A 25,205-nucleotide genomic window follows, 5' to 3' on the forward strand; every position below is an offset into this window, starting at 1 on the left:
AATGGAACGAGTAAAAGACTTTTTCGGCAGCCTGCTGCTGTCCGAACTGATCAAAGGGATGGCGCTGACGGGCAAGTACATGTTCTCGCGCAAGATCACCGTGCAGTACCCGGAAGAGAAGACGCCGATGTCGCCGCGCTTCCGCGGCCTGCACGCGCTGCGCCGCTATCCGAACGGTGAAGAGCGCTGCATCGCCTGCAAGCTGTGCGAGGCGGTGTGCCCGGCGATGGCGATCACGATCGAGTCCGAACAGCGCGACGACGGCACCCGCCGCACGACGCGCTACGACATCGACCTGACCAAGTGCATCTTCTGCGGCTTCTGCGAGGAATCCTGCCCGGTCGACTCGATCGTGGAAACCCACGTGCTGGAGTACCACGGCGAGAAGCGCGGCGATCTGTACTACACCAAAGAGATGCTGCTGGCTGTCGGCGACCGCTATGAAGCGGACATCGCCGCCAACCGGGCGGCGGACGCGGCGTACCGCTGATCGAAACCAACCTGATCAGGATTTACATGGACTTCATAACCGTATTGTTCTACGTGTTCTCGACCATCATGGTCGTGGCCGCGGCGCGCGTCATCACTGCGCGTAATCCCGTGACGGCAGCACTGTTCCTGGTGCTGGCGTTCTTCCAGGCGGGCGGCATCTGGATGCTGCTCAAAGCCGAGTTCCTGGCGATCGTCCTCGTGCTGGTGTACGTGGGCGCCGTGATGGTGCTGTTCCTGTTCGTCGTCATGATGATCGACATCGACAACACCAAGCTGCGCGAAGGGTTCTGGAATTACCTGCCCGTCGCGTCGATCGTCGGCGGCATCATCGTGCTGGAGATGGCTTCCGTGCTGTGGCGCAGCTGGGGCGTGGCCGGTCCGCAGGCCCCGGCTGCCGCGGGCACCATCGGCACCACCAAGGAACTGGGCAAGCTGATCTATACCCAGTACATCTACGCCTTCGAGATCGCGGCAGTGATCCTGCTGGTGGCGATCATCGCCGCCGTGGCGCTGACCCTGCGCAAGCGCAAGGACATCAAGTACTTCGATCCGGGCGAGGCCGTACGCGTCAAGCGCAACGACCGCCTGAAGATCGTCAAGATGGATGCGGTCAAGTCGGACGCGAAACTGCTGGCCGAAGCCGCCGCAACGAAGGAGGCACCATGACTTTATCGCTGGCACACTACCTGGTCCTGGGCGCGATCCTGTTCGCGATCTCGATCGTGGGTATTTTCCTGAACCGCAAGAACGTCATCGTGCTGCTGATGGCCATCGAGCTGATGCTGCTGGCGGTGAACATGAACTTCATCGCGTTCTCCCATTACCTGGGCGATGCGGCCGGGCAGATCTTCGTCTTCTTCATCCTGACCGTCGCGGCTGCCGAATCGGCAATCGGCCTGGCGATCCTGGTGGTGATGTTCCGTAACCTGGACACCATCAACGTCGAAGACCTGGACAGCCTCAAAGGCTAGTTATTAACCCTCGAATAATAAACAGACAAGGTTCATCATGACGGGGCTTAACCCTAACCTTCTTCTCGCGGTACCGCTGGCGCCGCTGGCAGGTTCCGCGATCGCGGGCCTGCTGGGCACGAAGTTCTTCGGCAACGTGGCCGGCCGCAAGGTCTCGACGGTCGCGACCATCCTGGGCGTGCTGGTCGCGTTCCTGATCTCGTTCCAGACCCTGCTGCAGGTGCTGGACGGCGAGACGTTCAACGGCACGGTCTACCGCTGGATGACCGTGGCCGGCATCGACCTGGTCGTCGGCTTCCAGATCGACTCGCTGACGGCGATGATGATGTGCGTCGTCACGTTCGTCTCGCTGATGGTGCACATCTACACCATCGGATATATGGCTGAAGACGAAGGTTACAACCGCTTCTTCTCGTATATTTCGCTGTTCACCTTCTCGATGCTGATGCTGGTGATGTCCAATAACTTCCTGCAGCTGTTCTTCGGCTGGGAAGCGGTGGGCCTGGTGTCGTACCTCCTGATCGGCTTCTGGTACAAGCGTCCGACGGCGATCTTCGCCAACATGAAGGCGTTCCTGGTCAACCGCGTGGGCGACTTCGGCTTCATCCTGGGTATCGGCCTGCTGCTGGCATACGCCGGCACGATGGACTACCAGGAAGTGTTCGCCAAGCGCGAGCAACTGGCCCTGCTGACCCTGCCGGGCACCGACTGGATGCTGCTGACCGTGGCGTGCATCTGCCTGTTCATCGGCGCGATGGGCAAATCGGCCCAGTTCCCGCTGCACGTGTGGCTGCCCGACTCGATGGAAGGCCCGACCCCGATCTCCGCACTGATCCACGCGGCGACGATGGTTACCGCCGGCATCTTCATGGTGTCGCGCATGTCGCCGCTGTTCGAGCTGTCGGACGTGGCGCTGTCGTTCGTGCTGGTCATCGGCTCGATCACCGCGCTGTTCATGGGCTTCCTGGGCATCATCCAGAACGACATCAAGCGCGTCGTCGCGTACTCCACGCTGTCGCAGCTGGGCTACATGACCGTCGCGCTGGGCGCGTCGGCCTACTCGGTCGCCGTGTTCCACCTGATGACGCACGCATTCTTCAAGGCGCTGCTGTTCCTGGGCGCGGGTTCGGTCATCATCGGCATGCACCACGACCAGGACATCCGCAACATGGGCGGCCTGCGCAAGTACATGCCGATCACGTGGATCACGTCCCTGCTGGGTTCCCTGGCACTGATCGGTACGCCGCTGTTCTCGGGCTTCTACTCGAAGGACTCGATCATCGAGGCGGTGCACGCCACCCACATCCCGGGTGCCGGCTTCGCCAACTTCGCGGTCCTGGCCGGCGTGTTCGTCACGGCGTTCTACTCGTTCCGCATGTACTTCCTCGTCTTCCACGGCAAGGAGCGCTTCGGCCAGGCCCACGCGCACGGCCATCATGACGACCACGCGACGGCGAAGGCCGCCCATGGCGACCCGCATGCCAAGCACGATTCGGATGCGCACCATGAAGAGGAAGAAGATGACCACGGCCACCACGGCCTGGCACCGGGCGAGAAACCGCACGAGTCGCCGTTCGTCGTCTGGTTCCCGCTGGTGATGCTGGCGATTCCTTCGGTGATCATCGGCTTCCTGGCGATCGGCCCGATGCTGCACGGGACGTTCTTCGACAACGTCATCTTCGTCGACCACGCCAAGCATGCGGCGATGCGCGAACTGTCCGCGGAATTCCACGGCCCGCTGGCCATGGCGATCCACGGCCTGATGACGGCACCGTTCTGGCTGGCCCTGGCCGGCGTCGCGGCGGCCTACTACTGCTACATGATCAACCCGCGCGTACCTGCCTGGTTCTACAGCAAGTTCAAGTTCCTGCACACGCTGCTGGACAACAAGTACTACATGGACGCGTTCAACCAGGCCGTGTTCGCCAAGGGCGCGCGCGTGCTGGGCAACGGCCTGTGGCAAGTGGGCGACCGTGCGCTGATCGACGGCCTGGTCGTCAACGGCAGCGCGAAACTGGTGGGCTGGATCTCGTCGCTGACGCGCCTGGGCCAGACCGGCTACATCTACCACTACGCGTTCGTCATGATCATCGGCATCCTGGGCTTCCTGGTGTACTTCCTGCCGTTCTGGCACGCTTAACACCGACACGCAAAAGAGATAAAAGATGCAGTCACAAATTCCTTACCTGAGCCTGTCGATCTGGTTGCCGGTGCTGTTCGGCCTCGTCATCCTGGCGATCGGCCGCGACTCGCGCGCCGGCCTGGTGCGCGTGCTGGCACTGATCGGTTCCATCGTTTCGCTGCTGCCGACGATCCCGCTGTTCACGCAGTTCGACAATGCCGCCCACGGCATGCAGTTCGTCGAGAAGGCGCCGTGGATCGAACGCTTCAACATCTTCTACTCGCTGGGCATCGACGGCATGTCGCTGTGGTTCGTGCCGCTGACGGCCTTCATCACGATCATCGTCGTGATCTCGGCCTGGGAAGTGATCCAGGACCGCGTCGCCCAGTACATGGGCGCGTTCCTGATCCTGTCGGGCCTGATGATCGGCGTGTTCTGCGCGCTGGACGGCCTGCTGTTCTACTTCTTCTTCGAAGCGACCCTGATCCCGATGTACATCATCATCGGCGTGTGGGGCGGTGCCAACCGCGTGTACGCGGCGTTCAAGTTCTTCCTGTACACCTTCTTCGGCTCGCTGCTGACCTTGGTGGCCGTGATCTACCTGTACAACAAGTCGGGCAGCTGGGACATCCTGGCATGGCACCAGCTGCCGCTGTCGATGCCCGAGCAGATCGCCATCTTCGTGGCGTTCTTCATGGCCTTTGCCGTCAAGGTGCCGATGTTCCCGGTGCACACCTGGCTGCCGGACGTCCACGTGGAAGCACCGACCGGCGGTTCCGCCGTGCTGGCCGCGATCATGCTGAAGCTGGGCGCCTACGGTTTCCTGCGTTTCTCGCTGCCGATCGTGCCTGACGCGTCGCACTACCTGGCGCCCGTCGTCATCGTGCTGTCGCTGATCGCCGTCATCTACGTGGGCCTGGTGGCCCTGGTGCAGAAGGACATGAAGAAGCTGGTCGCCTACTCGTCGATCGCGCACATGGGCTTCGTCACGCTGGGCTTCTTCATGTTCAACGACATGGGCACGCAAGGCGCCATCATGCAGATGATCTCGCACGGCTTCGTGTCGGGCGCCATGTTCCTGTGCATCGGCGTGCTGTACGACCGCGCCCACTCGCGCCAGATCGCCGACTACGGCGGCGTCGTCAACAAGATGCCGCGCTTCGCCGCGTTCTTCATCCTGTTCTCGATGGCCAACTGCGGCCTGCCGGCGACATCCGGCTTCGTCGGCGAGTTCATGGTCATCCTGGGCGCCGTGCAGTTCAACTTCGTGACGGGCATCCTGGCCGCGACCGCGCTGATCCTGGGCGCCGCCTATTCGCTGTGGATGGCCAAGCGCGTCATCTTCGGCAAGGTGACGAACCACCACGTGGCCGAACTGACCGACATCAACGGCCGCGAGTTCTTCATGCTGGGCGTGCTGGCGATCGCGGTGCTGGCGATGGGCCTGTATCCGGCGCCGTTCACCGACACGATGCAGACTTCCGTGGCGGACCTGCTGAAGCATGCCGCGCAGAGCAAGCTGGCACTGACCGCACCTTGATTGCAGATAGGACCAAAGTTTCATGAATAATCCCAACCTGATCCCGATCTACGCAGAGATCTTCCTGGTGGTCGCCACCTCGGCGATCCTGCTGATCGACATGTTCCTGTCCGAATCGAAGCGGGGCATCACGTACGCACTGTCGCTGCTGACGCTGGTGGGCTGCGCGTACTTCAGCTTTGTCGACTTCAGTGCCGGCACGACGACGTACACGTTCTACAACATGGTCGTGTCCGACCCGATGGGCAACCTGCTCAAGCTGTTTACGTACCTGACCGTGGGCGTCACCTTCGTCTACGCACGCCAGTACACCACCGACCGCGGCATGCTGGGCGGTTCGCTGGGCGGCGAGTTCTACGTCCTGGCGCTGTTCTCGATGCTGGGCCAGATGGTCATGATCGCCGCGAACAACTTCCTGTCCATCTACCTGGGCCTGGAACTGATGTCGCTGGCGACCTACGCCCTGGTGGCCCTGCGCCGCGACCACACGATGTCGACCGAAGCGGCGATGAAGTACTTCGTGCTGGGCGCGCTGGCGTCGGGCTTCCTGCTGTATGGCATGTCGATGCTGTACGGCGCGACCGGTACGCTGGACCTGTCGGCCATGGCCGCCAAGATCGCCAGCGGTACCGTGGCACCGACCATCCTCGTGTTCGGCCTGGTGTTCGTCGTGTCGGGCCTGGCCTTCAAGCTGGGCGCCGTGCCGTTCCACATGTGGGTACCGGACGTCTACCAGGGTTCGCCGACGGGCGTCACGCTGCTGCTGGGCGCCGCGCCGAAGCTGGCCACGTTCGCCATCTGCATCCGCCTGCTGGTGGAAGGCCTGCTGCCGCTGGCATTGGACTGGCAGCAGATGCTGATGATCCTGGCCGTGCTGTCGCTGGCGATCGGTAACCTGACGGCAATCGCGCAGACGAACCTGAAGCGCATGCTGGCCTACTCGACGATCGCGCAGATGGGCTTCGTGCTGCTGGGCCTGATGGCCGGCGTCACGGGCCAGGACCAGAGCAACGCGTCGGCCGCCTACAGCGCCGCGATGTACTACTCGATCACGTACGTGCTGACGACGCTGGGCACCTTCGGCCTGATCATGGTGCTGGCGCGGGCCGGCCATGAGGCGGAAGAACTGGCCGACTTCAAGGGCCTGTCCAAGCGTTCCCCATGGTTCGCGCTGGTCATGACGCTCCTGATGTTCTCGCTGGCCGGCGTGCCGCCGATGATGGGCTTCGCCGCCAAGCTGGCGGTGCTGCAGACCGTGCTGCACACGGGCCAGGTGTGGCTGACGATCTTCGCCGTGATGGCGTCGCTGATCGCCGCGTTCTACTACCTGCGCGTCGTCAAGACGATGTGGTTCGACGAGCCGGTCGACACGGCGCGCATCAGCGTCGCGGCGGACAAGAACATCGTGCTGGGCTTTAACGCCCTGCTGGTGGTCGCGCTGGGCATCGTTCCGGGCCCGCTGCTGGACGCGTGCCTGCACGCGATGACGAAGACGCTGGCGTCCTGATCGTGGACATCGGCGCGGCGGCATGGTTGGTGATCCTGCTGGCACTTGCCGGCGCCAACCTGCCGTTCATCAATGACCGCCTGTTCGCTGTCGTGCCGCTCCCACGCGGCGCGGCGGCGAACGGCAAACCCGCCGCCAAACCCTTCCTCGTGCGTCTCTTCGAGCTCGCCGTGCTGTTCTTCGCCGTCGGTCTCGTGGGGCGCCTGCTGGAAGGGCGCATCGGCACGGTTTTCCCGCAGACTTGGGAGTTCTACGCGATCGCCGCCTGCCTGTTCGTCGTGCTGGCATTCCCCGGCTTCGTCGTGCGCTACCTGCGCAAGCGGCACTAGGCACCTGAAACCCCGGAAAACCCGGGACAGACCCCTGTTGTCGGGCATCATTGCCTCGAAACAGGGGACTGTCCCGGGTTTTTCGCTGCTACACTGTTGTTTTTTTGATTGGAGCGTGCATGAGCGATGCGCACCTGAAGGAAACGAAAGTGGACGGCGGCCTGGCCTACGATGGCGGCTTCCTCAAAGTACACAAAGACCGCGTGACCTTGCCCAACGGCGCTACCACGCAGCGCGAGTACATCCGCCATTCCGGCGCGGTGACGATCCTGCCCGTGCTGGACGACGGCCGCATCCTGCTGGAACGCCAGTACCGCTACCCGAACGACCGCGTGTTCATCGAATTCCCGGCCGGGAAGATCGATCCGGGCGAGGACCACCTGGAGTGCGCCAAGCGCGAGCTGAAGGAAGAAACGGGCTACACGGCGCGCGAATGGCAGTACGTGGCCACGATCCACAACGCCATCGCGTACTCGGACGAGCACCTGGAGCTGTACCTGGCCAAAGGCCTGGTGCAGGGCGAGGCGGAACTGGACGAAGGCGAGTTCGTCGAGTGCTTCACGGCCACGCTGGACGAGATGCTGGAATGGGTGCGCACGGGCGAGATCACGGACGTGAAGACGATCATCGGCACGTTCTGGCTCGACAAGCTGCGCTCCGGCGCCTGGACCCCGCCGGCAAAATGATGCCGCGCCGGGCCGCGCCGCTGCTGCTGCTGCCGCTGCTGCTGCTCACCGGCGGCGCTGCGCAGGCCGCGGCCCGCACGCAGTTCCAGATCCGCTGCGAGGACACGATCAGCAAGACGATCTCGGTGCTGTCGGCCAAGCAGAACGGCTATACGGTCAACACGCAGCTGTCGTACAAGATGCTGACGGCGATGAAGGGCGTGGCGTCGCGCAACCAGTTCGTGCTGGGGCTGACGCGCACCGAATCGCGCGTGCAGATCGGCCTGGCCGGGCAGATGCTGCAGGATCCGGCCAGCGGCTACGAATGCGTGGCGCCCAAGATCACCGTGCAGCTGACATACGAACCGGTGAAGATCTACGTGGGCAGCGAGTTCCCGGCCGGGACCTGCGGCTACCAGGAGATCCTGGCGCACGAGATGCGCCACATGCAGGCCTATATGGCGCACCTGCCGAAGGTCGAGAAGTCGGTGTCCGCGGCGCTGGCGAAGCGCTTCGAGGGCAAGCCGCTGTACGCACCGGCCGGCACGGCGCGTGCGGCGCTGGCGTTCGAGATCGACAGCGGCTGGCTGCCCTACATCAAGGCCGAGATGGCCAAGGTGGAGGCGGTGCAGGCGCAGATCGATTCCCCGGCCGAATATGCGCGCCTGAGCCGGGCATGCGGCGGCGAGATCCAGAAGATATTGGTCAAGACAAGAGCACTCAGATAATGACAGCAGTTCCGCAACGTTACGTTGCATTGATCCCTGCCGCCGGCGTCGGCGCCCGCATGGCCGCGGCCAGCCCGAAACAATACCTGCCGCTGGCGGGCAAGCCCATGCTGCGCCACACGCTGCAGGCCTTCCTCGACTGCGCCGCGATCGCGCAGGTGTACGTCGTCGTCAGCGCGGCCGACGACTACATCGGCGACGTCGTCGCCGACTGTGCCGGCCGCGTCACCGTCCTGCGCTGCGGCGGGGCGACGCGGATGGAGTCGATCCGCAACGGGCTGCGCGCGCTGGACGCGGCCCCGCACGACCGCATCCTGGTGCACGACGCGGCGCGGCCCGGCTTGACGCCGGCACTGATCGACAAGCTGATCGCCGAGGCCGGCGCCAACCCGGCCGGCGGCCTGCTGGCCCTGCGCGTCGTCGATACCGTCAAGAGCACGCGCGCAGGCCGTGTCGAGACGACCCCGCGCGACGGCCTGTGGCTGGCGCAGACGCCGCAGATGTTCCCGTACGAGCTGCTGCTGCGCGCGCTGGAGCAGGCCCCCGACCCGGAGGCGATCACGGACGATGCCTCGGCCGTCGAGATGCTGGGCCTGTCGCCCCAACTGGTCGAAGGCCATCCCCGCAACCTGAAGGTGACGCTGCCAGCCGATATCGGCATCGCCACCATGTACCTGACATCGGAACACCCATGAACCATCCCGCACTACCATTTCGTATCGGCCAGGGCTACGACAGCCACCGCCTCGTCGAGGGCCGCAAGCTGATCCTCGGCGGCGTCGAGATCGCCCACGACAAGGGCCTGTTGGGCCACTCGGACGCGGATGCGCTGCTGCACGCCGTCACCGACGCCATCCTTGGTGCCGCCGCGCTGGGCGACATCGGCAGGCATTTCCCCGACACGGCAGTGGAATTCGCCGGCGCCGATTCGCGCGTGCTGCTGCGCGAGGCGGCCCGCCGCGTGCGCGAGACGGGCTACGACATCGGCAACGTCGATGCGACGATCATCGCGCAGCGGCCAAAGATGGCGCCGCACATCGGCACGATGGTGGCCAATATCGCGGCCGACCTGGGCGTGCCGGCGGGGCATGTCAACGTCAAGGCCAAGACCAACGAGAAGATGGGCTACCTGGGCCGGGAAGAGGGCATCAACGCCGAAGCGGTGGCGCTGCTGGTACGACGCCAGGCTTGAGCATGCGCGACCTGTCGGCCTACCGTGAAGTGGCGCTGGAGTCGTTCGACGACGGTAGTGAGGTGCGGCTGCGGCCCGTCGTCGGCCAGGCCTACCACCCGTGGCTGCGCGTGCAGGGACCACGCGCGATGACGGCGGCGCATCCCGTCGGCACGCGTTTTCTGGCGCAGGCCAAGCTGACCGACCGGCTGGGCGGCGAACCTTACCTGTACGTCTACCACGGCGACCCGATCGTCGTGCTGAGCGACGCAGAGGCTCGCAAATTCCTGGCGGAGTTCCGCCGGGGCCGCATCTGAGGAGACAAGATGATCCGTATCCGCGAAATCGACCACATCGTCCTGCGTATCGTCGACCTGGAACGCATGCTTGGGTTCTACACCCAGGTGCTGGGCTGCACGGTGGAGCGCCGGCAGGACGAAATCGGCCTGGTGCAGCTGCGTGCCGGCAGCGCCCTGGTGGACCTGGTGCCGGTGGACTGGAAGCTGGGCCGCATGGGCGGCGCGGCGCCCGGGCGGGAAGGGCGCAACGTCGATCACTTCTGCTTCCGCGTCGATCCGTTCGACGAGGCGGCGATCCGCGCCCACCTGGCCGCCAGCGGCGTCACTGCAGGGCCGACCGAGTCGCGCTACGGCGCGGAAGGCGAGGGGCCCTCGATCTACCTGGAGGACCCCGAAGGCAACACGGTGGAGCTGAAGGGACCGCCGTATTGACGGGACGTCTTGCCGAGGGGGCGATCGCGGCGTAGGCTGGACGTCTGGCTCGTTCGGTGGGCGCCATGACCACCTTCTGGACAAGGGCGCCGGCGACGCCGAGGGCGCCGCCATCATCGACAGCAAGGCGCGCGAGCTGCAACAGACGGCTTAGCGCGGCACCAACCGCAGACTACCGCCGCAAGGGCGGAGGTGACGATACCGAAGCCCTATTCGGTTCCGCTGTTCTGCTGTGCCCGTCCTGTACAGTCTGCCGTTTCACTCTTTTTGCCTCAGTCGCCGTGGCCGCTGCGCTTTTGCTCGGCCATTTGAAGGCGCGGACAAAAACCGGGGTCAGTCCCCTGGTTGCGCTACTGGCCAGCACTGCGGCGAACGCTTACCGGGGACAGACCCCAAGCCCGTTCTTTTGCCTCAGTCTCCGTGGCCGCTGCGCTTTTGCTCGGCCATTTGAAGGCGCGGACAAAAACCGGGGTCAGTCCCCTGGTTGCGCTACTGGCCAGCGCTGCGGCGAACGCTTACCGGGGACAGACCCCAAGCCCGTTCTTTTGCCTCAGTCTCCGTGGCCGCTGCGCTGTTGCTCGGCCATTTGAGGGCGCGGACAAGAACCGGGGTCAGTCCCCTGGCCGCGCCGCCGGCCAGCGCTCGTGCCAACACTTACCGGGGACAGACCCCGAGCTCGTTCGCCGCCGATCCGCGGGGGTCTGTCCCCGGTAAGTGGCGGCCAACGCGCTTGCCATCGGCGCACCGAGGGGACTGACCCCGGTTTTTATCGCACCGCTCGAACCGCTCGGATTTAGTCCGCAGCGCCACTCTGGAACCGCCTGTGGAAACGATACCACAACTGCTCTGAAAAGCTTTTCATCCGGTCGGGTTCCGCCGTACCATCGGTCGGTACGTAATTACATAATGACAAAAACACCGCTGAGGAGACCCATGAGCACGATCGAGATCTTTCTGCTGGCAATGCTGCTGATATTCGTGGCCCCGTACCTGGTTTGGCGGCTGGGCCGCACGGAATATTTCGCGCCGCTCGTCATCGTCCAGATCGTCATGGGCATCGTGCTGGGGCCGGGCGTGCTGGGTGCGGCGTTTCCCGCCTATCACCACTTCGTCTTCAATCCGGACGTCGTCAACACACTGAACGGCATCGCGCAGTGGGGCGTGATGTTGTTCGTCATGCTGGCCGGGGTCGAGCTGGACCTGAAAAAGGTCTGGCAGTACCGCCGCGAGAGCGCCGTCACGGCGGGGCTGTCATTGGGCATGCCGCTGCTGTGTGGCTGTGCCGCCGCACTCGTGCTGATGAGTTATCCCGGCTGGATCGGTGCCAAGGCAGCCACCTGGCAGTTCACGCTGGGCACGGGCATGGCCTGTGCCGTGACGGCGCTGCCGGTGCTCGTGCTGCTGCTGGAGAAGCTCGACATCCTGCGCCAGCCGATGGGCCAGCGCATCCTGCGCTATGCGAGCCTGGACGACGTGGCGATCTGGGGCGTCCTGGCGTTGATCATGCTGGACTGGGAACGGATCGGCCGCCAGCTGGGCTTCATCGTCGCCTTCGCCGTGCTGACGTTGCTGTTCCGGCGCCTGATGGCGCGCCTGCCGCGCGAGGACCGCTGGTACGTCGCCCTGGCCTGGCTGATCGCCTGTGCGCTTGGCGCCGACTGGGCCGGGCTGCACTTCATGGTGGGAGCGTTCCTGGCAGGCGTCGTGATGGATGCCGACTGGTTCGGCCAGGAACAGCTGGACGCGTTGTTCCGCAACGTGCTGCTGGTGCTGATGCCCGTGTTCTTTCTCAGCACCGGGCTACGGACAAGGTGGGATATTGGCGGTGACATCGGCGGCTATGCCGTCTTTGTCGGTGCCGCGCTGCTGCTGGCGGCTTCCGTCGGCGGCAAGCTGATGGGCGCACACATCGCCGGGCGCATGCTGAACTGGCAGCGCGGCGAGGCTTCCGTGATCGGCTGGCTGCTGCAGTCGAAAGGGCTGATCGAGATCATTTTCGCCAATATCCTGCTGGACAAGCAGATCATCACCAGCGAGACGTTTACCGCGCTGCTGCTGATGGCCATCGGCAGCACGATGCTGACCGTGCCGGTCGTCCATCCCAAGCTGCACCGGGCCAGGCACACGGGCCTGGTCGGCCAGGCCAGCTCCTGAGGAGGCCGGCCATGGCGCGCATGGGCTTGACGAAGGCCGACATCCGGGCCTGCCGCGACAGGTTGCTGGCCGAGGGCCGCCACCCGTCGGCGGACGCGGTGCGCAAGGCGCTGGGCGACACGGGCTCGAAGTCGACGATCCACCGCTGCCTGAAGGAGCTGGCGCTGGAGGACGCCGGCGCGGGCACGGCACGCGCCGCCACCGCGCGCCAGCTCCATGCGCTGGTCGAACAGATCGCCGACCTGCTGCATGGGGACGGCCAGGCCGACCTGCGGGCGCGCCACGAACAGGCGCTGCGCTGCAAGGACCAGGAGCTGGTCGAACTGCGCTCGCAGGTGGCGACGTTGGCGGCCCGTGTCGCGCAACTGGAGGCCCGTCCCGCGCCGGTACTGCCGCGCGAGCAGGCCAATGAGCGGGGCAGCGGCAGTATCGGCGGCTTTGGCGGTTTCGGCACGGCGCAGGAGAATTCGCGCAGCGGCCAGTACGATGCGTCGCCCTTCAGCGTGCTGCGGGCGGGCGGCCGCACCGAGGTGGTCGCGCTGGATGGGGCATGGCCGTTTCCGGTCCGGTGGTCATGAGGGGCGCTGCGCCAGCGTAAAGTGCTGCCTTGCCGCTTCGACGGCGAGCACCATGCGCGAGCCTATGTTGGCCCCGCGGACGCAGGCGGAGTACGCGGCCGTCATGGCGCGCTTTCCGCGGCCGGCAAGCGCACGGTGAAGACAACATGCGGCGCCTCGTAGCCGTAGGTCAGGCTGCCCCGATGGCCCTGCACGATATTGGACGCGATGTACAGCCCGAGGCCCATGCCCGTGCGGTTGGCACGGTTCTGCAGCGCCATCCGCTTGAACGGATTGAACAGCTGGGATTCCAGTTCGGGCGCAATGGGCGCGCCGTGGTTGCGCACTTCGATCGCGATGGTTTCGCCGTCGTCGCGCAGCGTCACCAGCACGGGCTGGCCGCCGGTGCCGTGATGGCGTGCATTGCTCAGCAGGTTGCTGACCACCTGTGCCATCCGGTCCGGATCGACGCCCGCCGTGACGCCCGACGCCACCGCCGTCTCGTACAGCGTGCCCGGGTGGGCCAGGCGCGCCTCGTCGACCAGGTCCTCGACCAGGCGGCTGATGTCGGTGCTTTCGTGGCGCAGGGCCAGGCCCATGCCGCTGTCGAGCCGGCTCATGTCCAGCACCTGGCTGATCAGCCGCTGCATGCGCCCGCTGGAGCGCTCGATACGCCGGCCCAGTTGCTGCGGCTGGGCGCCGTGCTGCAGCACCGTGGCGGCCATCGTGATCGACTGCAGCGGATCGCGCAGGTCGTGGCCCAGCATCGCCAGCAGCTGCATGCGCGCGCGGTCCATCTCCGCATGGCGCGTCATGCTGGCGCGGTGCATCTCGGCCAGCAACTGCTCCGCCACCAGCAGGCGCCCCGCATCCCACGGCTCGGCCGAGTCGGTAACGGATTCGACCCACTCGTTGAAGGAGCCGCGCGGCGTCAGGCGGTGGCCCAGCGGGCCCGTCACGGCCAGCTTTTCCGGCTTGCCGGCCCAGCGGATCGTTTCGATCTGCTCGCGCCGCAGGGCCAGCAGCCAGCCGCCGGAGGCCGGGTCGAAGTGCAGGCCCAGCAAACCGACCCACGGCCCGATCGGCACATGCGCGGCCGCCGGCCATTCGGTGCGATTGCAGCGCTGCAGTACCTCTTCGCCATCCACCGGCAGCGAGGCGACGACGGCGGTCGCCGTCTCGTGTGCCATCTCCCCATGCACCAGCACGCGGCCCTGCTGGGCAAACACGAGGGCATCCGCGCCCAGGGTCGCGGCCAGGTCGGCGGCATGGCGCGCCAGTGCCGCCAGCACGTCGTCTTCCTGCAGCAGCGTCTCGATCAGGTGCGTGCGCACGTCGGCGGCCTGTTCGACCATCGTCGCGCGTTGGCGCGCATCGAGGCTCTGCACCGTGGCCGCCAGCACCTGGGCGATCACGTCGCACGCCATGCGGATCGAATACGGCACCCGCAGCGACGTCATGTGGTGGCATGCCAGCAGGCCCCACAGCCGGCCGTTGACGACGATCGACACGCTCATCGACGCCGCCACGCCCATGTTCTGCAGGTACTCCACGTGGATGGGCGAGACGCTGCGCAGCACGGCGTGGCTCATGTCGAGCGGCGGATCGCCCGGCGCGCCGACCAGCGCCACCGGCGTGTAGCCGATGTCGGCGATCAGGCGCAGCGTGTTGATCGTGTACAGCCGGCGCGCCTGGGCCGGGATGTCGCTGGCGGGATAGCGCATGCCGAGGAAGGGCTGCAGGCTGGCGTCCAGCGCTTCGCCGATCACGTCGCCGCTGTCGTCGTGGCGGAAGCGATAGGCCATCACGCGGTCGAAGCCGGTGATGGCGCGCACCTGTTCCACCGCCAGCTGCAGCAGCGTGCCGACGGTCTTCTGGCGCTTCAGGCGCTCGATGGCCGTATGCGCCTTCAGGGCGAACGTGGCCACCGTCTCGGTGCGGATGTCGCGCAGCTCGAACTCGGCGATCACGCGGTGGGCATCGCTGTGCACGATGCAGTCGAACAGCTGGCCCGCCATCGTCGTTTCGACGGCGGTACGCGTACAGCCTTCCGCGCCGCTGTCGTCGATGCACTCGCGCAGCTGGGCCAGCACGGGCGCCTGCAGCGGCAAGCGCGCCACGTCCTGGTTCAGCATTGGCGCAAAGCCCAGCAGCGCTGGCACGTTGGCGCTCCACGAACGCAGCGCGCCGCCGTGGTCGAAAGCCAGCAGGGCGCCGTGGGGCTGGATCAGGCCGGGGATGTGGATCGGTTCGTCGGCGCAGTTGGCCAGATCGACACCGCTGCTGCTCATGCGTGTACCTGATCGGCCGCGTCCCGCGGCATCGGCGCATGCCGCGCCTGCAGGGCGATCAGGCTGTCGAAGGCGTCGCGCGCGCCGGCGCAGGCGGCGGCTATCGCCTGCGGCGACCGCACCTGTTCGCGCAGCATGCGCAGGAAATGCTGCCAGCGCGGCCCGGGCGGGGTGCCGTCGCCGTGCAGGTAGCGCAGCGGATGGGGTGCCAGGCGTGCCGCCAGGCGGCGGTACAGTACCGTGCCGCCCAGGCGCGATCCCTCGATCACGTATGCCACGCCCCAGCGATATGCCGCGCTGTCGCCGGCAAACCATGGCGCCGCCGGCGCGGCGACGTCCAGCCCGGGGCCAGGCAGTGCCGGGTGCTGCAAATCGGCGTCGAGCAGGGGGAGGTGGGGCGCGGGTGGCAGCACGGCGGCATCCTGCGGCCCGTCCGCGTGGCCCGCCTGCCAGGCTTCGATGGGCGCCAGCCAGTGGCGCAGCAGCGTCAGGTGAGCGCGGTAGTGGTGCAGCGTGGGCTCTTGCGCCGCCAGCGGCATCGCCCGGTCGAGGACGGCGTGCCGGCTGGCGGTGGCCTCGCGCAGCGCCGCGAGAATGTCATGAGGTTCCATCGTCATCGCGTCATTGTACAGGGCAGCGCTGGCCGGCATCGTTCGTTAGTCGTCGCCGTCCTCGTCGTCGTTTTCCGGTACGGCCTCGCGGCGGGCGCGGTCGGCGGCTTCGCGCAGGCGGGCGGCGTTGCCCAGGAATTCGTCCACGTCGTGGTCCGGGCTCTGGCGGATTTCCGGCGGCAGCAGCACCGACATGTACGGCTCGTCGGCCAGGTGGCCGTTGGTCTGCCAGTTGCTCATCAGGATGAGGCCCGTGCCGAGGCCCAGCAGCAGGCCGCAGGCGGTCATCAGCCGGCGTGGCGAGTAGTGCGGCCGGATCGTGCGCAGGTGGAAGTACACCATGCCGCAGCCGATCAAGGTGGTGATGAGGTTGCCGTAGCGGGTGAAGATCTCGGCCGACCACGCAAAGGCCAGCACGGACGACATGGTCTTCCAGGCGCCCACCGCGACCAGGCCCGCGCCCAGGATGAACAGGTGGCGCCCCAGCCGGGCATGGCCGCCGAACAGGCGGTTGGCCAGCGCCCAGGCGCCGCTCCACACGAGGCCCGCGCCCAGGCCGGAGGCGATCGTCAGCAGGTACTTGATGGTCTGGAACGACTCGGTATCCGTCAGCGCCTGTTCCACGCCGATGAACAGCGCGATCAGCGCCATGCCGGCGATGGCGGGCACGCCGCCTTCCCAGGCATGCATGGTGGTGTCGGTCACTTCCTGCGTGACCGGGAAGTGGGCATCGCGTACGCGCACGCGGGTATGCCCCAGCCGCACGACGGTGCTGCCGTCCAGCGCCACCTGCTGCTGGCGCCGGCCATGCAGCACGATGCCGTTCTGGCTGCCCAGGTCGCGCAGCACCAGGCCGCCGTCTTCCGCCGTTTCCAGCACGGCGTGGTGGGGCGCCGTGTGGGCGTCGTCGAGGATGACGTCGTTGTCGTAGCCGCGCCCGATCGTCACGGGCAGCGCAGCGCAGCGCTGGCGCGACAGCACGTCGCCGTTGCGCGCCAGGACCTCGACGAAGTACGGCGCCGTCATCGACCGTCCTCGCGTCCCAGCGCCTGCAGGAAGGCGCGGGCGCTGCGCATGCCGTTGTCGTACGAGACGCCGCGTACGTCCAGGCGGCTTTGCAGGTTCATCAACGCGTCGTCGGTGCTGGCCGTCAGCACCGTGAAGTCGTACAGGCCGGCGAACTTGCGGTAGGCACGCACGCACATCACGGCGCGCATCGGCAGCGACCTGGTGCGGATGAACTGCTCGGTGCATTCCGGCCCGGTCAGGCGCCGGTCGCCGTGGCTGCCCAGCGCCTCGTTCTTGAACGAGGCCGACGACAGCTGCGCGAAGCGGATGCGGTCCAGGCCCGTGCTGCGCAGGTACTGGTGGCGGATGCCGACCTGGCCCGTCTGCAGTGTGTCGGAGACGAATACGGCGGACTCCATCGTGCAGCTGGTGTTGTCGACGGCGAACGGCTTCTCGCCGCGCGCGTTGGCCTGGGCATTGGACTGGCCCCAGCAGCGCATCTGCTCCGACTCGCGCACGGGCACCTGGTACGGGCCCATGGTCTTCAGGGTGAGGGGGCCGGACAGCAGTTGGTCCACCATGGCCTTCTGGTGCGCCAGCAGCTGTTGCGTGACAATGGCGGTGAAATCCTGGGGCGGCTTGACGGCCGGGTCGACCCGGCGCAGCAGTTCCTGCGCATAGCGCACGGGGACGAGGAAGCTGACCAGTTCCCCGTCCAGCCGCTTGGACACGTTGATGCCCGCCACCTCGCCATCGGCCGTGACGGCGGGGCCGCCGCTCATGCCCGAGTTGATGGGGCCGGAGAACATCAGCTGGTCGTAGAACGTGCGCGCGATGACGCCGTTGTAGGCGCCTTCGGAAATGGCGAAGCCCAGGTCGAGCGGATTGCCCAGCGAGTACAGGTACTGGCCCTGGGTCAGCTTGAGTGGGCCGTCCGGCAGCTTGAAGACGCCGGTGCCATAGCGGTTGACGCGCACCACGGCCAGGTCGTGCAGCACGTCCACGGCCAGCAGTTCGATATTGCCGCGCTGGCCGGCCGTGTCGACCCATTCACCCGTGTACGTTTCCGGGTCGAGCGCGAACTGCGAGACGACATGGTAGTTGGTCAGCACCAGGTTCGACGTGCCCACCAGGAAGCCGGAGCCCACGGACGATTGCGTGCGGCCGCTGCGCAGCAGGGAGCGCACTTGCAGCAGGTCGGCCTTGGCGGCCGAGTACAGCTTCTGGGCCGCGGACGACGGCGTCGGCAACTTGGCATTGGCCGGCGCCGGCTCCGGCGCAGTGGGGCGCGTCGCCGCTGCCGGCGGGGCCGTCGGCGCGGGCGCGGCGAGCGCGGTACCGCCCAGCACGGCCAGTGGCAACGTCAATGTGAAAGCAAGCCGGTGAAGTTTCATGCAGTCCCTGGACCTCGGTTGAATCCGGGACAGTGTACCTTATGAAACTTGCCAAGCGGCAGGGCAAGAATGCAAAGCGGGGTAAAGGGATAGGCTTTAAGGCAACTTTAAGCGATCGGCCCGGGGACTATTGCTCGCCGTCCGTTGTCGCGGTGGCAACCACGGGCGTCATCATATGGCCCAGCTTCAGCGCCTTGGTGTTCAGGTAGTGCTGGTTGAACGTATTGCGGTTGACGAGCAGCGGCACCCGTTCGGCGACCGGCACGCCCAGCTTTTCCATGGCGGCGATCTTGCGCGGGTTGTTCGTCATCAGGCGCAGGCTCTGCACGCCGAACTGCTGCAGCATCGGCGCCACCAGCTCGTAGCTGCGCTGGTCGGGCTTGAAGCCCAGCTGCTCGTTGGCCTGGACGGTGTCGGCGCCCGCTTCCTGCAGGCGATAGGCGCGCATCTTGTTGATCAGGCCAATGCCGCGACCTTCCTGGCGCAGGTACAGCAGCACGCCGCGGCCTTCGGCGGCGATGCGCTGCAGCGCGCCTTCCAGCTGGGCGCCACAATCGCAGCGCTGCGAGAACAGCACGTCGCCCGTCAGGCATTCGCTGTGCACGCGTGCCAGCACGGGCGCGCCGTCACCGATGTCGCCCAGCACCATGGCCAGGTGTTCCTTGCCGGTCGAGTGCTCGACAAACGCGTGCAGCGTGAACTGCGCCCACGGCGTCGGCAGCGCGCAGGACGTGACGTAGGCGAGATCGGCGGGGGCGACGGCGGTGGCGGCGGGTTGCATGGTGTGCTCTTTTCGAAACGGGACAAAAATCAAACGGGTGCGTTGCACGCACCCGCCATCATAGCAAAGATTGCCATGCCGGCCCGGGGGACCCCCGGGCCGGCCGCCGCCACGCCCGTGCTTAATAGGGCAGGTCGAACAGCAGCACCTCGGCCGCCTCGGCCTGGTCCAGCGCGATGGCCTTCTCGCTCGTCACCTTCAACGCGTCGCCGCCGGCCAGCGCGGTGCCGTTGACGGTCACGCTGCCCCGGATCACGTGGACGTAGGCGGTACGGCCCGGTGCCAGCGCATGGCTCACGGCGTCCGCGCCGTTCAGGATCGTCGCGTAGATCGCGGCATCCTGGTGGATCAGCACGGAGCCGTCGCGGCCGTCGCTGGAGGCGATCAGGCGCAGCTGGCCCGCCTTGCTGTCCGGCGTGAAGTGCTTCTCTTCGTAGCCGGGCTCGATGCCGGTCTGGCCCGGCTGGATCCAGATCTGCAGGAAGTGCACGCCTTCCGTCTTCGAATGGTTGAATTCGCTGTGGCGTACCCCGGTGCCGGCGCTCATGCGCTGCACGTCGCCGTAGTGCAGCACCGAGCCGTTGCCCATGCTGTCCTGGTGCTCCAGCGCGCCTTCCAGCACGTAGGAGATGATCTCCATGTCGCGGTGGCCGTGGGTGCCGAAGCCCTGGCCGGGGGCGACGCGGTCTTCGTTGATGACGAGCAGGGGGCCGAAGCCGACGTGTTCCTCGTCGTAGTAGCTGCCGAAGGAGAAGGTGTGGCGGGACTTGAGCCAGCCGTGGTTGGCGAGACCGCGTTCGTCGGATTTGCGTACTTGCAGCATGGTGAGCTCCTTTTGGTTTGGTTTGTGCGACAATTTCGAAGGCTTCTGCTTTCTCACTGCCGCCTCGATGGAAACCAGTATAGGCCGTCGCGGCCGTGGTAAAAAACGGAAAATTTATCTATCTATCATCGAAAAATTCGAATATGCTCCGACTGAGCCTGGAAGCGCTGCAAATCGTGGATGCCATCGACCGGCGCGGCTCGTTTTCCGCCGCCGGCAAGGAACTGCACCGCGTGCCGTCGACGATCTCGTACACCGTCGGCAAGCTCGAGGATGACCTGGGCGTCCAGGTGTTCGAGCGCAACGGCCCCCGCGTGGAGCTGACGCGCGCCGGCCGCGAGCTGCTGAAGGAGGGCCGCTACCTGCTGAAGGCGGCGCAGGACCTGGAGCACCGGGTGCGCCGGGTGGCGTCCGGCTGGGAGACGGAACTGGCCCTCGGCCACGATTCCATGTTTGCCAGCGTCGCGCTGGACGCCGACATCCGCGCGTTCTACGACGTCGCCCGCCAGACCCGGCTGCGCGTCGTGCAGGAAGCGCTGTCCGGCACGTGGGAAGCGCTGCTCGACCGGCGCGTGGACCTCGTCGTCGGTGCGCCCGGCGACGGGCCGGCAGGCGGCGGCTACGTGTCGCAGCCGATCGGCACCTTGCGCTGGGTATTCGCCGTCGCCCCGGGCCACCCGCTGGCAACGCTGCCGCAGCCGCTGGGGCGCGAAGAACTGCAGCGGAACCGGGCCATCGTCATGGCCGACTCGGCACGCCGGCTGCCGCCCCGGACCGTCGGCCTGCTGCTGGGCCAGGATACGCTGACGGTATCGGACATGACGGCCAAGTTCCAGTACCAGCTGGCCGGCCTGGGCTTCGGCTTCCTGCCCGAGCCCTGCGCGCGCGTCGCCATCGCGGCCGGGCTGCTGGTGGAGAAGGCGGTGGCGGAACCGAAGCCGGACGAGACGTTCCACCTGGCCTGGCGCACGGGCGAGGCCGGCGCGGCGCTGGACTGGTGGCTGGAACGCCTGCGCCGGCCCGGCCTGTTCGAACAGTTGTGCCGCCACCTGCCTGCCCTTGCGGCAGGTCAAGCGGGGGCCGATGCGTAGCATGGCTGAGCAGGGAAGCTGTTGACTAGTGCCAACTGTTTGGGAGTACCATAGCGTTTGTCGGCCAGCGCGGCCCCATCCCCAGCGGACCTGCCCATGAATACTTGTCCCGTGTTTCTGCACCTTCTTGCCGACCGTCGCGGCAGGCCGGCGGCCCTCGTGCTGGATGCGCGCGGCGCGCTGGCGGCGGACACGCTGCCGCCAGCGCTGGCCGGGCTGGCGGCGCGGCTGCCGTGCCTGTCCCGGGCCGAGGTGCCCGAGGAAACGGCCGCGGCGCTGGTCCGGGCGGGCTGGCAGCGGCTGACGCAGGCCGACGTGGCACGTGCGGACGCCCCATTCGACGGCACGCTGGCGCCGGGCGTGCGCTACGTCGAGGGCGACTGGGCGGTGGCGCCGGCGGTACGCCCCCCGGGCCAGCAAGCCGCATCGCGCGCGCTGGCGCTGCAGCTGGTCGAGCTGGTCAACCGCGATGCCGATACCCATGAGATCGAAGCGCTGCTGCGGCGCGATCCCACCTTGTCGTATCACCTGCTGCGCCTCGTCAATTCGCTGGGGGTCTCGGGCGGCGCCCGCAAGGTCAGCAGCTTTGCCCAGGCGATCCTGATCCTCGGGCGCCAGCAACTGCGGCGCTGGCTCAACCTGATGCTGTTCGCGGCGCGCGAGGGGGACGTGCGCTCGGCCATGCTGCTGGCGCGGGTATCCGTGCGGGCGCGCCTGATGGAGCTGCTGGCGCGCGCGGCGGGCCTGGACCGGCACCACCAGGAGCAGGCCTTCATGACGGGCATGTTCTCGCTGCTGGGCGTGCTGTTCGGCAGCCCGCTGCGCGACGTGCTGGCGCCGCTGGCGCTGGGAGCGGCCGTGCAGGACGCGTTGCTGGACGGCGCCGGCGAGCTGGGCACGCTGCTGGCCCTGGTGCAGGCCGCCGAGCGCAGCGATGCCGCTGCGCTGGGCACCGCGCTGCAGGCGCTGCAGCTCGACGTGGGCGACTTCAATGCGCTGGCGGCCGAGGCCAACCTGTGGATGCTGGGCGTGATCCAGCAAGCCAGCCTGCCGATGACGGGCACCGACAATGCGTGAAGCGGACCTCGAGCATTGCCTGGCACTGGTCCGGACCGCGCGCACCCAGCAGGGCGAAGCCCAGGCCGGCACGCTGGCCCAGCTGGAGGATGCGCTGGCAGGCCTGCGCGCACCCCAAGCCGCGTTCGAACTGGACCTGGCCGGCTATGTCACGGGATGGGATGCCGGCGCCGAGCGCATGTTCGGGTACACGGCGCGCGAGGCCATCGGCCAGCACGTGCTGTTCCTGTACGCGGACGACGACGAGGCCGGCGATATCGCCGAACTGTTCCCGGTGCCGGGCAGCGATGCGGCCACCGTACGACGGCGCACCCGGTCCGGCGACGTGATCCGCGTGCAACTGGCGGTGGCGGCGGCGCAGGACGCGGCAGGGGAGGCAGTGGGCATGCGCGTACGGCTGGCACAGGCCGGCACCGACGCACCGCGGCAGGAGCAGGCCAGCCTGCACGCCCGCATCCTCGAGGACAGCGACCAGGGGGTGCTGATCACCGATGCCAACGAGCGCATCGTTTCCGTCAATGGCGCCTTCACGCGCATCACCGGCTACTCGATGGAGGAAGCCATCGGCCAGACCCCGGACCTGCTGCGCTCGGGCGTGCACGATGCCGACCTGCGCGCGCAGGTGCGGGCGGCAATGCAGGGCGCGGGCGCGTGGCGCGGCGAGATCGTCGGCAAGCGCAAGAACGGCGAGCTGTTCCCGCAATCGGTGACGATCAGCGCGGTGCGCGACGAGTGCGGCCGCATCAGCCATACGTTCTCGCTGTTTTCCGACATCAGCTCGCACAAGGATGCGGAAGCGCGCATGCAGCGCATGGCCAACTACGACGCGCTGACGGGCCTGCCGAACAAGGGCCTGCTGGTGCAACTGCTGGGCCAGGCGATGGCCGAAGCGCGCCGCGCCCGCGAGCACGGGGCACTGCTGGTCGTCGAGGTGGCCCGGCTGGGCGCCATCACCGATACGCTGGGCCACGAAGTGGGCAACGCACTGCTGATCGAGATTGCCCGGCTGCTGCGCGCGCGCCTGCGCGAGGGCGACCTGCTGGCGCGGCTGGACGGCGGCAAGTTCGCCATCGGCCTGTTGCACATCGAGAAGCGCGAGCATGCGGCGCTGGTGGCGCGCAAGCTGGTGGAAGCGCTGGCGGCGCCGATCGCCGTCGGCACGCATTCCTTGCAGGTGGGTTCGCACATCGGCATCGCCGTCTATCCGGAAGACGCGGCCGACCCGGATGCGCTGCTGCGCGGCGCCGACGTGGCTGCCGCACGGGCGGGCCACAACGTCGAGCCGGCGCTGCTGTTCTTCAGCGAGGAGATGAACCAGCGCGCCAAGGAGCACCTGCGCATCGAGAGCGAGCTGCGCGACGCGCTCGCCAACGACGAACTGATGCTGTACTACCAGCCCAAGGTCAGCCTGCGCAGCGGGCGCATCGTCGGCGCCGAGGCGCTGCTGCGCTGGCGCCATCCCGTGCGCGGGCTCGTGTCGCCCGGTGTGTTCATTCCGGTGGCCGAGGAAACGGGGTTGATCACGGAGCTGGGTAACTGGGTCGTCAACGAGGCGTGCCGCCAGATCCGCCAGTGGCGCGACGCCAACGTCATCATGCCGCCGGTGGCCGTCAACCTGTCGGCGCGCCAGTTCGACCGTGGCCTGCCGCAACGCATGGCCGCCGTGCTGGAGCGCTACCAGGTTCATCCTGAGCAACTGATGCTGGAGATTACGGAAAGCCTGCTGGTGCGGGGCGCCGACACCGTGATTGCCATCATGAACGAACTGGTGGCAATGGGGCTGGCGTTGGCGCTGGACGATTTCGGCACCGGCTATTCCAGCCTGGCCTACCTGAAGAAATTCCCCATCAGCACCCTGAAGATCGACCGCGCGTTCGTGGTCGGCCTGCCGCACGAGGAAAACGACTGCGCCATCGCCCGCGCCATCGTCACGATGGCGCAGCAGCTGCGCCAGGAAATCGTGGCCGAAGGCGTCGAGACGCTGGACCAGATGAACTTCCTGCGCGAGCTGGGCTGCGATCAGCTGCAGGGCTACCTGTTCAGCCAGCCCGTGCCCGCGCCGGACTTCGAACGCATGCTGCGCGAGGGCAAGCGCCTCGCGTTCACGGGCCGCTGACCTGGCTCCACGGCGGGGGGCGCGGCTGGCTCTTGGCGGCAGCCGGCACGCGCCGCAAAATGTCCTTCCGACAGCGCAAGGACATCTCGATGCTCGATCTCTACTACGCTCCCACGCCGAACGGCCAGAAGCTGCACCTGTACCTGGAAGAGGCGGGTTTGCCGTATCGTCTCGTCCCGGTCAGCCTCGGCAAGGGCGAGCAGTTCGACCCGGCCTTCCTGCGCATCGCGCCCAACAACAAGATTCCGGCGCTGGTCGACCATGCCCCCGCCGATGGCGGCGCGCCACTGTCCTTGTTCGAATCCGGCGCCATGCTGCTGTACCAGGCGGAGAAGACGGGCTTCGGCCTGCCCGCCGATGCCCGTGCCCGGCAGGCGGCCATCCAATGGCTGTTCTGGCAGATGGCGGGACTGGGGCCGATGGCGGGACAGGCGGGCTACTTTCGCGTGTATGCGCCGCAGCGGGTGCCGTTCGCCATCGAGCGCTACACGCAGGAGCTGACGCGGCTGTACGGCGTGCTGGACCGCCACCTGGCCGGGCGCGACTGGATCGCCGGCACGTATTCGGTCGCGGATATCGCATGCTACCCGTGGATCGTGCCCCATGCGGCGCATGGCCAGGACCTGGCCGCCTTTCCCCACCTGCAACGCTGGTTCGATGCCATCGCCGCCAGGCCGGCCACGCGACGGGCGTATGACGGGGTGGAGGATGTGTATGCTGTTCGTGGGGCGCCGGTAAAAGCCTGACCCCCTCGCGTTCATGCCGGCATCCGCGTCGATGGCCTCATCCATGTGCAGGCCGTCAACGGCCACCATAGCCGCTTCAAGGGCTGGCTGCGCCACTTCCTGGGTGTCGCCAGCCGCTACCTGCCCAATTACCTGGGCTGGCGGCACGTGCTGGACGCCGGCCGGGTTACGCTGCCGCAGCATCTCCTGCGCGTAGCGCTGACGCTCGACGTCATCTAAGTACCGATGGGCTACTTCACTGCGACGGGGGCACAGCGCCCAAGCGAAAGCCGCTCTCGCGAGCGGCTTTCGGTGTTCCCT

Annotated in this window: 25 protein-coding genes and 1 pseudogene; 20 read left to right on the plus strand and 6 right to left on the minus strand. The window is 67.0% G+C overall.

The genetic code is table 11. The features are described 5' to 3' along the window. Nucleotide 1 precedes the first annotated feature (1 nt). From nuoI to PX653_RS02390, 15 genes are all read left to right on the plus strand, one after another. Nucleotides 2-490 (plus strand): NADH-quinone oxidoreductase subunit NuoI, encoded by a 489-nt coding sequence (nuoI, locus tag PX653_RS02320; protein WP_107143090.1) that lies wholly within the window; start codon nucleotides 2-4, stop codon nucleotides 488-490. Between the two features lie 26 nt (nucleotides 491-516). After that, nucleotides 517-1,158: an NADH-quinone oxidoreductase subunit J gene (locus PX653_RS02325; RefSeq protein ID WP_277416339.1), complete on the plus strand. Its 642-nt coding sequence runs from the start codon at nucleotides 517-519 to the stop codon at nucleotides 1,156-1,158. Next, complete coding sequence (gene nuoK / locus PX653_RS02330; RefSeq protein WP_028104269.1) at nucleotides 1,155-1,463, plus strand: NADH-quinone oxidoreductase subunit NuoK; 309 nt, start codon at nucleotides 1,155-1,157, stop codon at nucleotides 1,461-1,463. Before PX653_RS02325 ends, nuoK begins: the two co-directional genes overlap by 4 nt. A 37-nt stretch (nucleotides 1,464-1,500) precedes the next feature. Beyond that, complete coding sequence (gene nuoL / locus PX653_RS02335; protein ID WP_277416340.1) at nucleotides 1,501-3,603, plus strand: NADH-quinone oxidoreductase subunit L; 2,103 nt, start codon at nucleotides 1,501-1,503, stop codon at nucleotides 3,601-3,603. Nucleotides 3,604-3,628: 25 nt separating this feature from the next. Beyond that, a complete protein-coding gene (locus PX653_RS02340) occupies nucleotides 3,629-5,125 on the plus strand; it encodes an NADH-quinone oxidoreductase subunit M (protein WP_277416341.1) in 1,497 nt (498 codons plus the stop codon). A 22-nt stretch (nucleotides 5,126-5,147) separates the two neighbouring features. Beyond that, on the plus strand, nucleotides 5,148-6,632 hold the full coding sequence (nuoN, locus tag PX653_RS02345) for an NADH-quinone oxidoreductase subunit NuoN (RefSeq protein ID WP_277416342.1): 1,485 nt from the start codon (nucleotides 5,148-5,150) through the stop codon (nucleotides 6,630-6,632). A 2-nt stretch (nucleotides 6,633-6,634) separates the two neighbouring features. After that, entirely contained in the window at nucleotides 6,635-6,961 is a 327-nt protein-coding gene (locus tag PX653_RS02350) for a DUF2818 family protein (protein WP_277418494.1), read from the plus strand. A 119-nt stretch (nucleotides 6,962-7,080) separates the two neighbouring features. Continuing rightward, entirely contained in the window at nucleotides 7,081-7,647 is a 567-nt protein-coding gene (locus tag PX653_RS02355) for an NUDIX domain-containing protein (protein ID WP_277416343.1), read from the plus strand. Next, complete coding sequence (locus PX653_RS02360; protein ID WP_277416344.1) at nucleotides 7,644-8,354, plus strand: hypothetical protein; 711 nt, start codon at nucleotides 7,644-7,646, stop codon at nucleotides 8,352-8,354. Before PX653_RS02355 ends, PX653_RS02360 begins: the two co-directional genes overlap by 4 nt. Further along, nucleotides 8,354-9,049 (plus strand): 2-C-methyl-D-erythritol 4-phosphate cytidylyltransferase, encoded by a 696-nt coding sequence (gene ispD, locus PX653_RS02365; protein ID WP_277416345.1) that lies wholly within the window; start codon nucleotides 8,354-8,356, stop codon nucleotides 9,047-9,049. The genes PX653_RS02360 and ispD overlap by 1 nt, the downstream gene beginning before the upstream one ends. Then, nucleotides 9,046-9,546, plus strand: a complete 501-nt coding sequence (gene ispF / locus PX653_RS02370; RefSeq protein ID WP_277416346.1) for a 2-C-methyl-D-erythritol 2,4-cyclodiphosphate synthase — start codon at nucleotides 9,046-9,048, stop codon at nucleotides 9,544-9,546. Before ispD ends, ispF begins: the two co-directional genes overlap by 4 nt. Nucleotides 9,547-9,548: 2 nt before the next feature. After that, on the plus strand, nucleotides 9,549-9,842 hold the full coding sequence (locus PX653_RS02375) for a hypothetical protein (RefSeq protein ID WP_277416347.1): 294 nt from the start codon (nucleotides 9,549-9,551) through the stop codon (nucleotides 9,840-9,842). Nucleotides 9,843-9,851: 9 nt separating this feature from the next. Then, entirely contained in the window at nucleotides 9,852-10,256 is a 405-nt protein-coding gene (locus PX653_RS02380) for a VOC family protein (protein WP_277416348.1), read from the plus strand. Nucleotides 10,257-11,189: 933 nt separating this feature from the next. Further along, entirely contained in the window at nucleotides 11,190-12,410 is a 1,221-nt protein-coding gene (locus PX653_RS02385) for a cation:proton antiporter (protein ID WP_277416349.1), read from the plus strand. Between the two features lie 11 nt (nucleotides 12,411-12,421). Beyond that, nucleotides 12,422-12,988 (plus strand): DNA-binding protein, encoded by a 567-nt coding sequence (locus tag PX653_RS02390; RefSeq protein ID WP_277416350.1) that lies wholly within the window; start codon nucleotides 12,422-12,424, stop codon nucleotides 12,986-12,988. Nucleotides 12,989-13,089: 101 nt separating this feature from the next. On the opposite strand, the gene PX653_RS02395 is transcribed toward PX653_RS02390, so the two are convergent. From PX653_RS02395 to PX653_RS02420, 6 genes are all read right to left on the minus strand, one after another. After that, on the minus strand, nucleotides 13,090-15,258 hold the full coding sequence (locus PX653_RS02395; protein WP_277416351.1) for an ATP-binding protein: 2,169 nt from the start codon (nucleotides 15,256-15,258) through the stop codon (nucleotides 13,090-13,092). Next, nucleotides 15,255-15,869: a biliverdin-producing heme oxygenase gene (locus tag PX653_RS02400; RefSeq protein ID WP_277416352.1), complete on the minus strand. Its 615-nt coding sequence runs from the start codon at nucleotides 15,867-15,869 to the stop codon at nucleotides 15,255-15,257. Before PX653_RS02400 ends, PX653_RS02395 begins: the two co-directional genes overlap by 4 nt. A 45-nt stretch (nucleotides 15,870-15,914) precedes the next feature. Continuing rightward, on the minus strand, nucleotides 15,915-16,895 hold the full coding sequence (locus PX653_RS02405; protein WP_277416353.1) for an FHA domain-containing protein: 981 nt from the start codon (nucleotides 16,893-16,895) through the stop codon (nucleotides 15,915-15,917). Next, nucleotides 16,892-18,271, minus strand: coding sequence for a S1 family peptidase (locus PX653_RS02410; RefSeq protein WP_277416354.1), 1,380 nt, complete (start codon nucleotides 18,269-18,271; stop codon nucleotides 16,892-16,894). Before PX653_RS02410 ends, PX653_RS02405 begins: the two co-directional genes overlap by 4 nt. A gap of 127 nt (nucleotides 18,272-18,398) precedes the next feature. Then, a complete protein-coding gene (gene ribA, locus PX653_RS02415; protein ID WP_277416355.1) occupies nucleotides 18,399-19,052 on the minus strand; it encodes a GTP cyclohydrolase II in 654 nt (217 codons plus the stop codon). A 121-nt stretch (nucleotides 19,053-19,173) separates the two neighbouring features. Continuing rightward, the gene (locus tag PX653_RS02420) at nucleotides 19,174-19,875 is read right to left on the minus strand and encodes a pirin family protein (RefSeq protein WP_277416356.1); all 702 of its coding nucleotides are present in this window, start codon (nucleotides 19,873-19,875) and stop codon (nucleotides 19,174-19,176) included. A gap of 143 nt (nucleotides 19,876-20,018) precedes the next feature. On the opposite strand from PX653_RS02420, the gene PX653_RS02425 reads away from it, so the two are divergent. The 5 genes and pseudogenes from PX653_RS02425 to PX653_RS02445 all read left to right on the plus strand — a co-directional run. Next, nucleotides 20,019-20,966, plus strand: coding sequence for a LysR substrate-binding domain-containing protein (locus PX653_RS02425; protein ID WP_277416357.1), 948 nt, complete (start codon nucleotides 20,019-20,021; stop codon nucleotides 20,964-20,966). Nucleotides 20,967-21,062: 96 nt separating this feature from the next. After that, nucleotides 21,063-22,043 carry an EAL and HDOD domain-containing protein gene (locus PX653_RS02430; RefSeq protein ID WP_277416358.1) on the plus strand — a complete coding sequence of 327 codons (981 nt, stop codon included), beginning with the start codon at nucleotides 21,063-21,065 and terminating at the stop codon, nucleotides 22,041-22,043. Further along, nucleotides 22,036-24,159, plus strand: a complete 2,124-nt coding sequence (locus tag PX653_RS02435; protein ID WP_277416359.1) for a putative bifunctional diguanylate cyclase/phosphodiesterase — start codon at nucleotides 22,036-22,038, stop codon at nucleotides 24,157-24,159. Before PX653_RS02430 ends, PX653_RS02435 begins: the two co-directional genes overlap by 8 nt. Before the next feature lie 89 nt (nucleotides 24,160-24,248). Further along, nucleotides 24,249-24,905, plus strand: a complete 657-nt coding sequence (locus PX653_RS02440; protein WP_277418495.1) for a glutathione S-transferase N-terminal domain-containing protein — start codon at nucleotides 24,249-24,251, stop codon at nucleotides 24,903-24,905. 9 nt (nucleotides 24,906-24,914) lie between these two features. After that, nucleotides 24,915-25,124, plus strand: a pseudogene (locus tag PX653_RS02445) (IS1595-like element ISJsp4 family transposase); the annotation flags it as partial. Between the last annotated feature and the right edge of the window lie 81 nt (nucleotides 25,125-25,205).

The sequence above is a fragment of the Pseudoduganella chitinolytica genome, assembly GCF_029028125.1.
Classification (GTDB): domain Bacteria; phylum Pseudomonadota; class Gammaproteobacteria; order Burkholderiales; family Burkholderiaceae_D; genus Rugamonas; species Rugamonas chitinolytica.

Coding starts and splice junctions, on each gene's coding strand:
- nuoI (WP_107143090.1), top strand. CDS start 2: ATGGAACGAGTAAAAGACTTTTTCGGCAGCCTGCTGCTGTCCGAACTG.
- PX653_RS02325 (WP_277416339.1), top strand. CDS start 517: ATGGACTTCATAACCGTATTGTTCTACGTGTTCTCGACCATCATGGTC.
- nuoK (WP_028104269.1), top strand. CDS start 1,155: ATGACTTTATCGCTGGCACACTACCTGGTCCTGGGCGCGATCCTGTTC.
- nuoL (WP_277416340.1), top strand. CDS start 1,501: ATGACGGGGCTTAACCCTAACCTTCTTCTCGCGGTACCGCTGGCGCCG.
- PX653_RS02340 (WP_277416341.1), top strand. CDS start 3,629: ATGCAGTCACAAATTCCTTACCTGAGCCTGTCGATCTGGTTGCCGGTG.
- nuoN (WP_277416342.1), top strand. CDS start 5,148: ATGAATAATCCCAACCTGATCCCGATCTACGCAGAGATCTTCCTGGTG.
- PX653_RS02355 (WP_277416343.1), top strand. CDS start 7,081: ATGAGCGATGCGCACCTGAAGGAAACGAAAGTGGACGGCGGCCTGGCC.
- PX653_RS02360 (WP_277416344.1), top strand. CDS start 7,644: ATGATGCCGCGCCGGGCCGCGCCGCTGCTGCTGCTGCCGCTGCTGCTG.
- ispD (WP_277416345.1), top strand. CDS start 8,354: ATGACAGCAGTTCCGCAACGTTACGTTGCATTGATCCCTGCCGCCGGC.
- ispF (WP_277416346.1), top strand. CDS start 9,046: ATGAACCATCCCGCACTACCATTTCGTATCGGCCAGGGCTACGACAGC.
- PX653_RS02375 (WP_277416347.1), top strand. CDS start 9,549: ATGCGCGACCTGTCGGCCTACCGTGAAGTGGCGCTGGAGTCGTTCGAC.
- PX653_RS02380 (WP_277416348.1), top strand. CDS start 9,852: ATGATCCGTATCCGCGAAATCGACCACATCGTCCTGCGTATCGTCGAC.
- PX653_RS02385 (WP_277416349.1), top strand. CDS start 11,190: ATGAGCACGATCGAGATCTTTCTGCTGGCAATGCTGCTGATATTCGTG.
- PX653_RS02390 (WP_277416350.1), top strand. CDS start 12,422: ATGGCGCGCATGGGCTTGACGAAGGCCGACATCCGGGCCTGCCGCGAC.
- PX653_RS02395 (WP_277416351.1), bottom strand. CDS start 15,258: ATGAGCAGCAGCGGTGTCGATCTGGCCAACTGCGCCGACGAACCGATC.
- PX653_RS02400 (WP_277416352.1), bottom strand. CDS start 15,869: ATGGAACCTCATGACATTCTCGCGGCGCTGCGCGAGGCCACCGCCAGC.
- PX653_RS02405 (WP_277416353.1), bottom strand. CDS start 16,895: ATGACGGCGCCGTACTTCGTCGAGGTCCTGGCGCGCAACGGCGACGTG.
- PX653_RS02410 (WP_277416354.1), bottom strand. CDS start 18,271: ATGAAACTTCACCGGCTTGCTTTCACATTGACGTTGCCACTGGCCGTG.
- ribA (WP_277416355.1), bottom strand. CDS start 19,052: ATGCAACCCGCCGCCACCGCCGTCGCCCCCGCCGATCTCGCCTACGTC.
- PX653_RS02420 (WP_277416356.1), bottom strand. CDS start 19,875: ATGCTGCAAGTACGCAAATCCGACGAACGCGGTCTCGCCAACCACGGC.
- PX653_RS02425 (WP_277416357.1), top strand. CDS start 20,019: ATGCTCCGACTGAGCCTGGAAGCGCTGCAAATCGTGGATGCCATCGAC.
- PX653_RS02430 (WP_277416358.1), top strand. CDS start 21,063: ATGAATACTTGTCCCGTGTTTCTGCACCTTCTTGCCGACCGTCGCGGC.
- PX653_RS02435 (WP_277416359.1), top strand. CDS start 22,036: ATGCGTGAAGCGGACCTCGAGCATTGCCTGGCACTGGTCCGGACCGCG.
- PX653_RS02440 (WP_277418495.1), top strand. CDS start 24,249: ATGCTCGATCTCTACTACGCTCCCACGCCGAACGGCCAGAAGCTGCAC.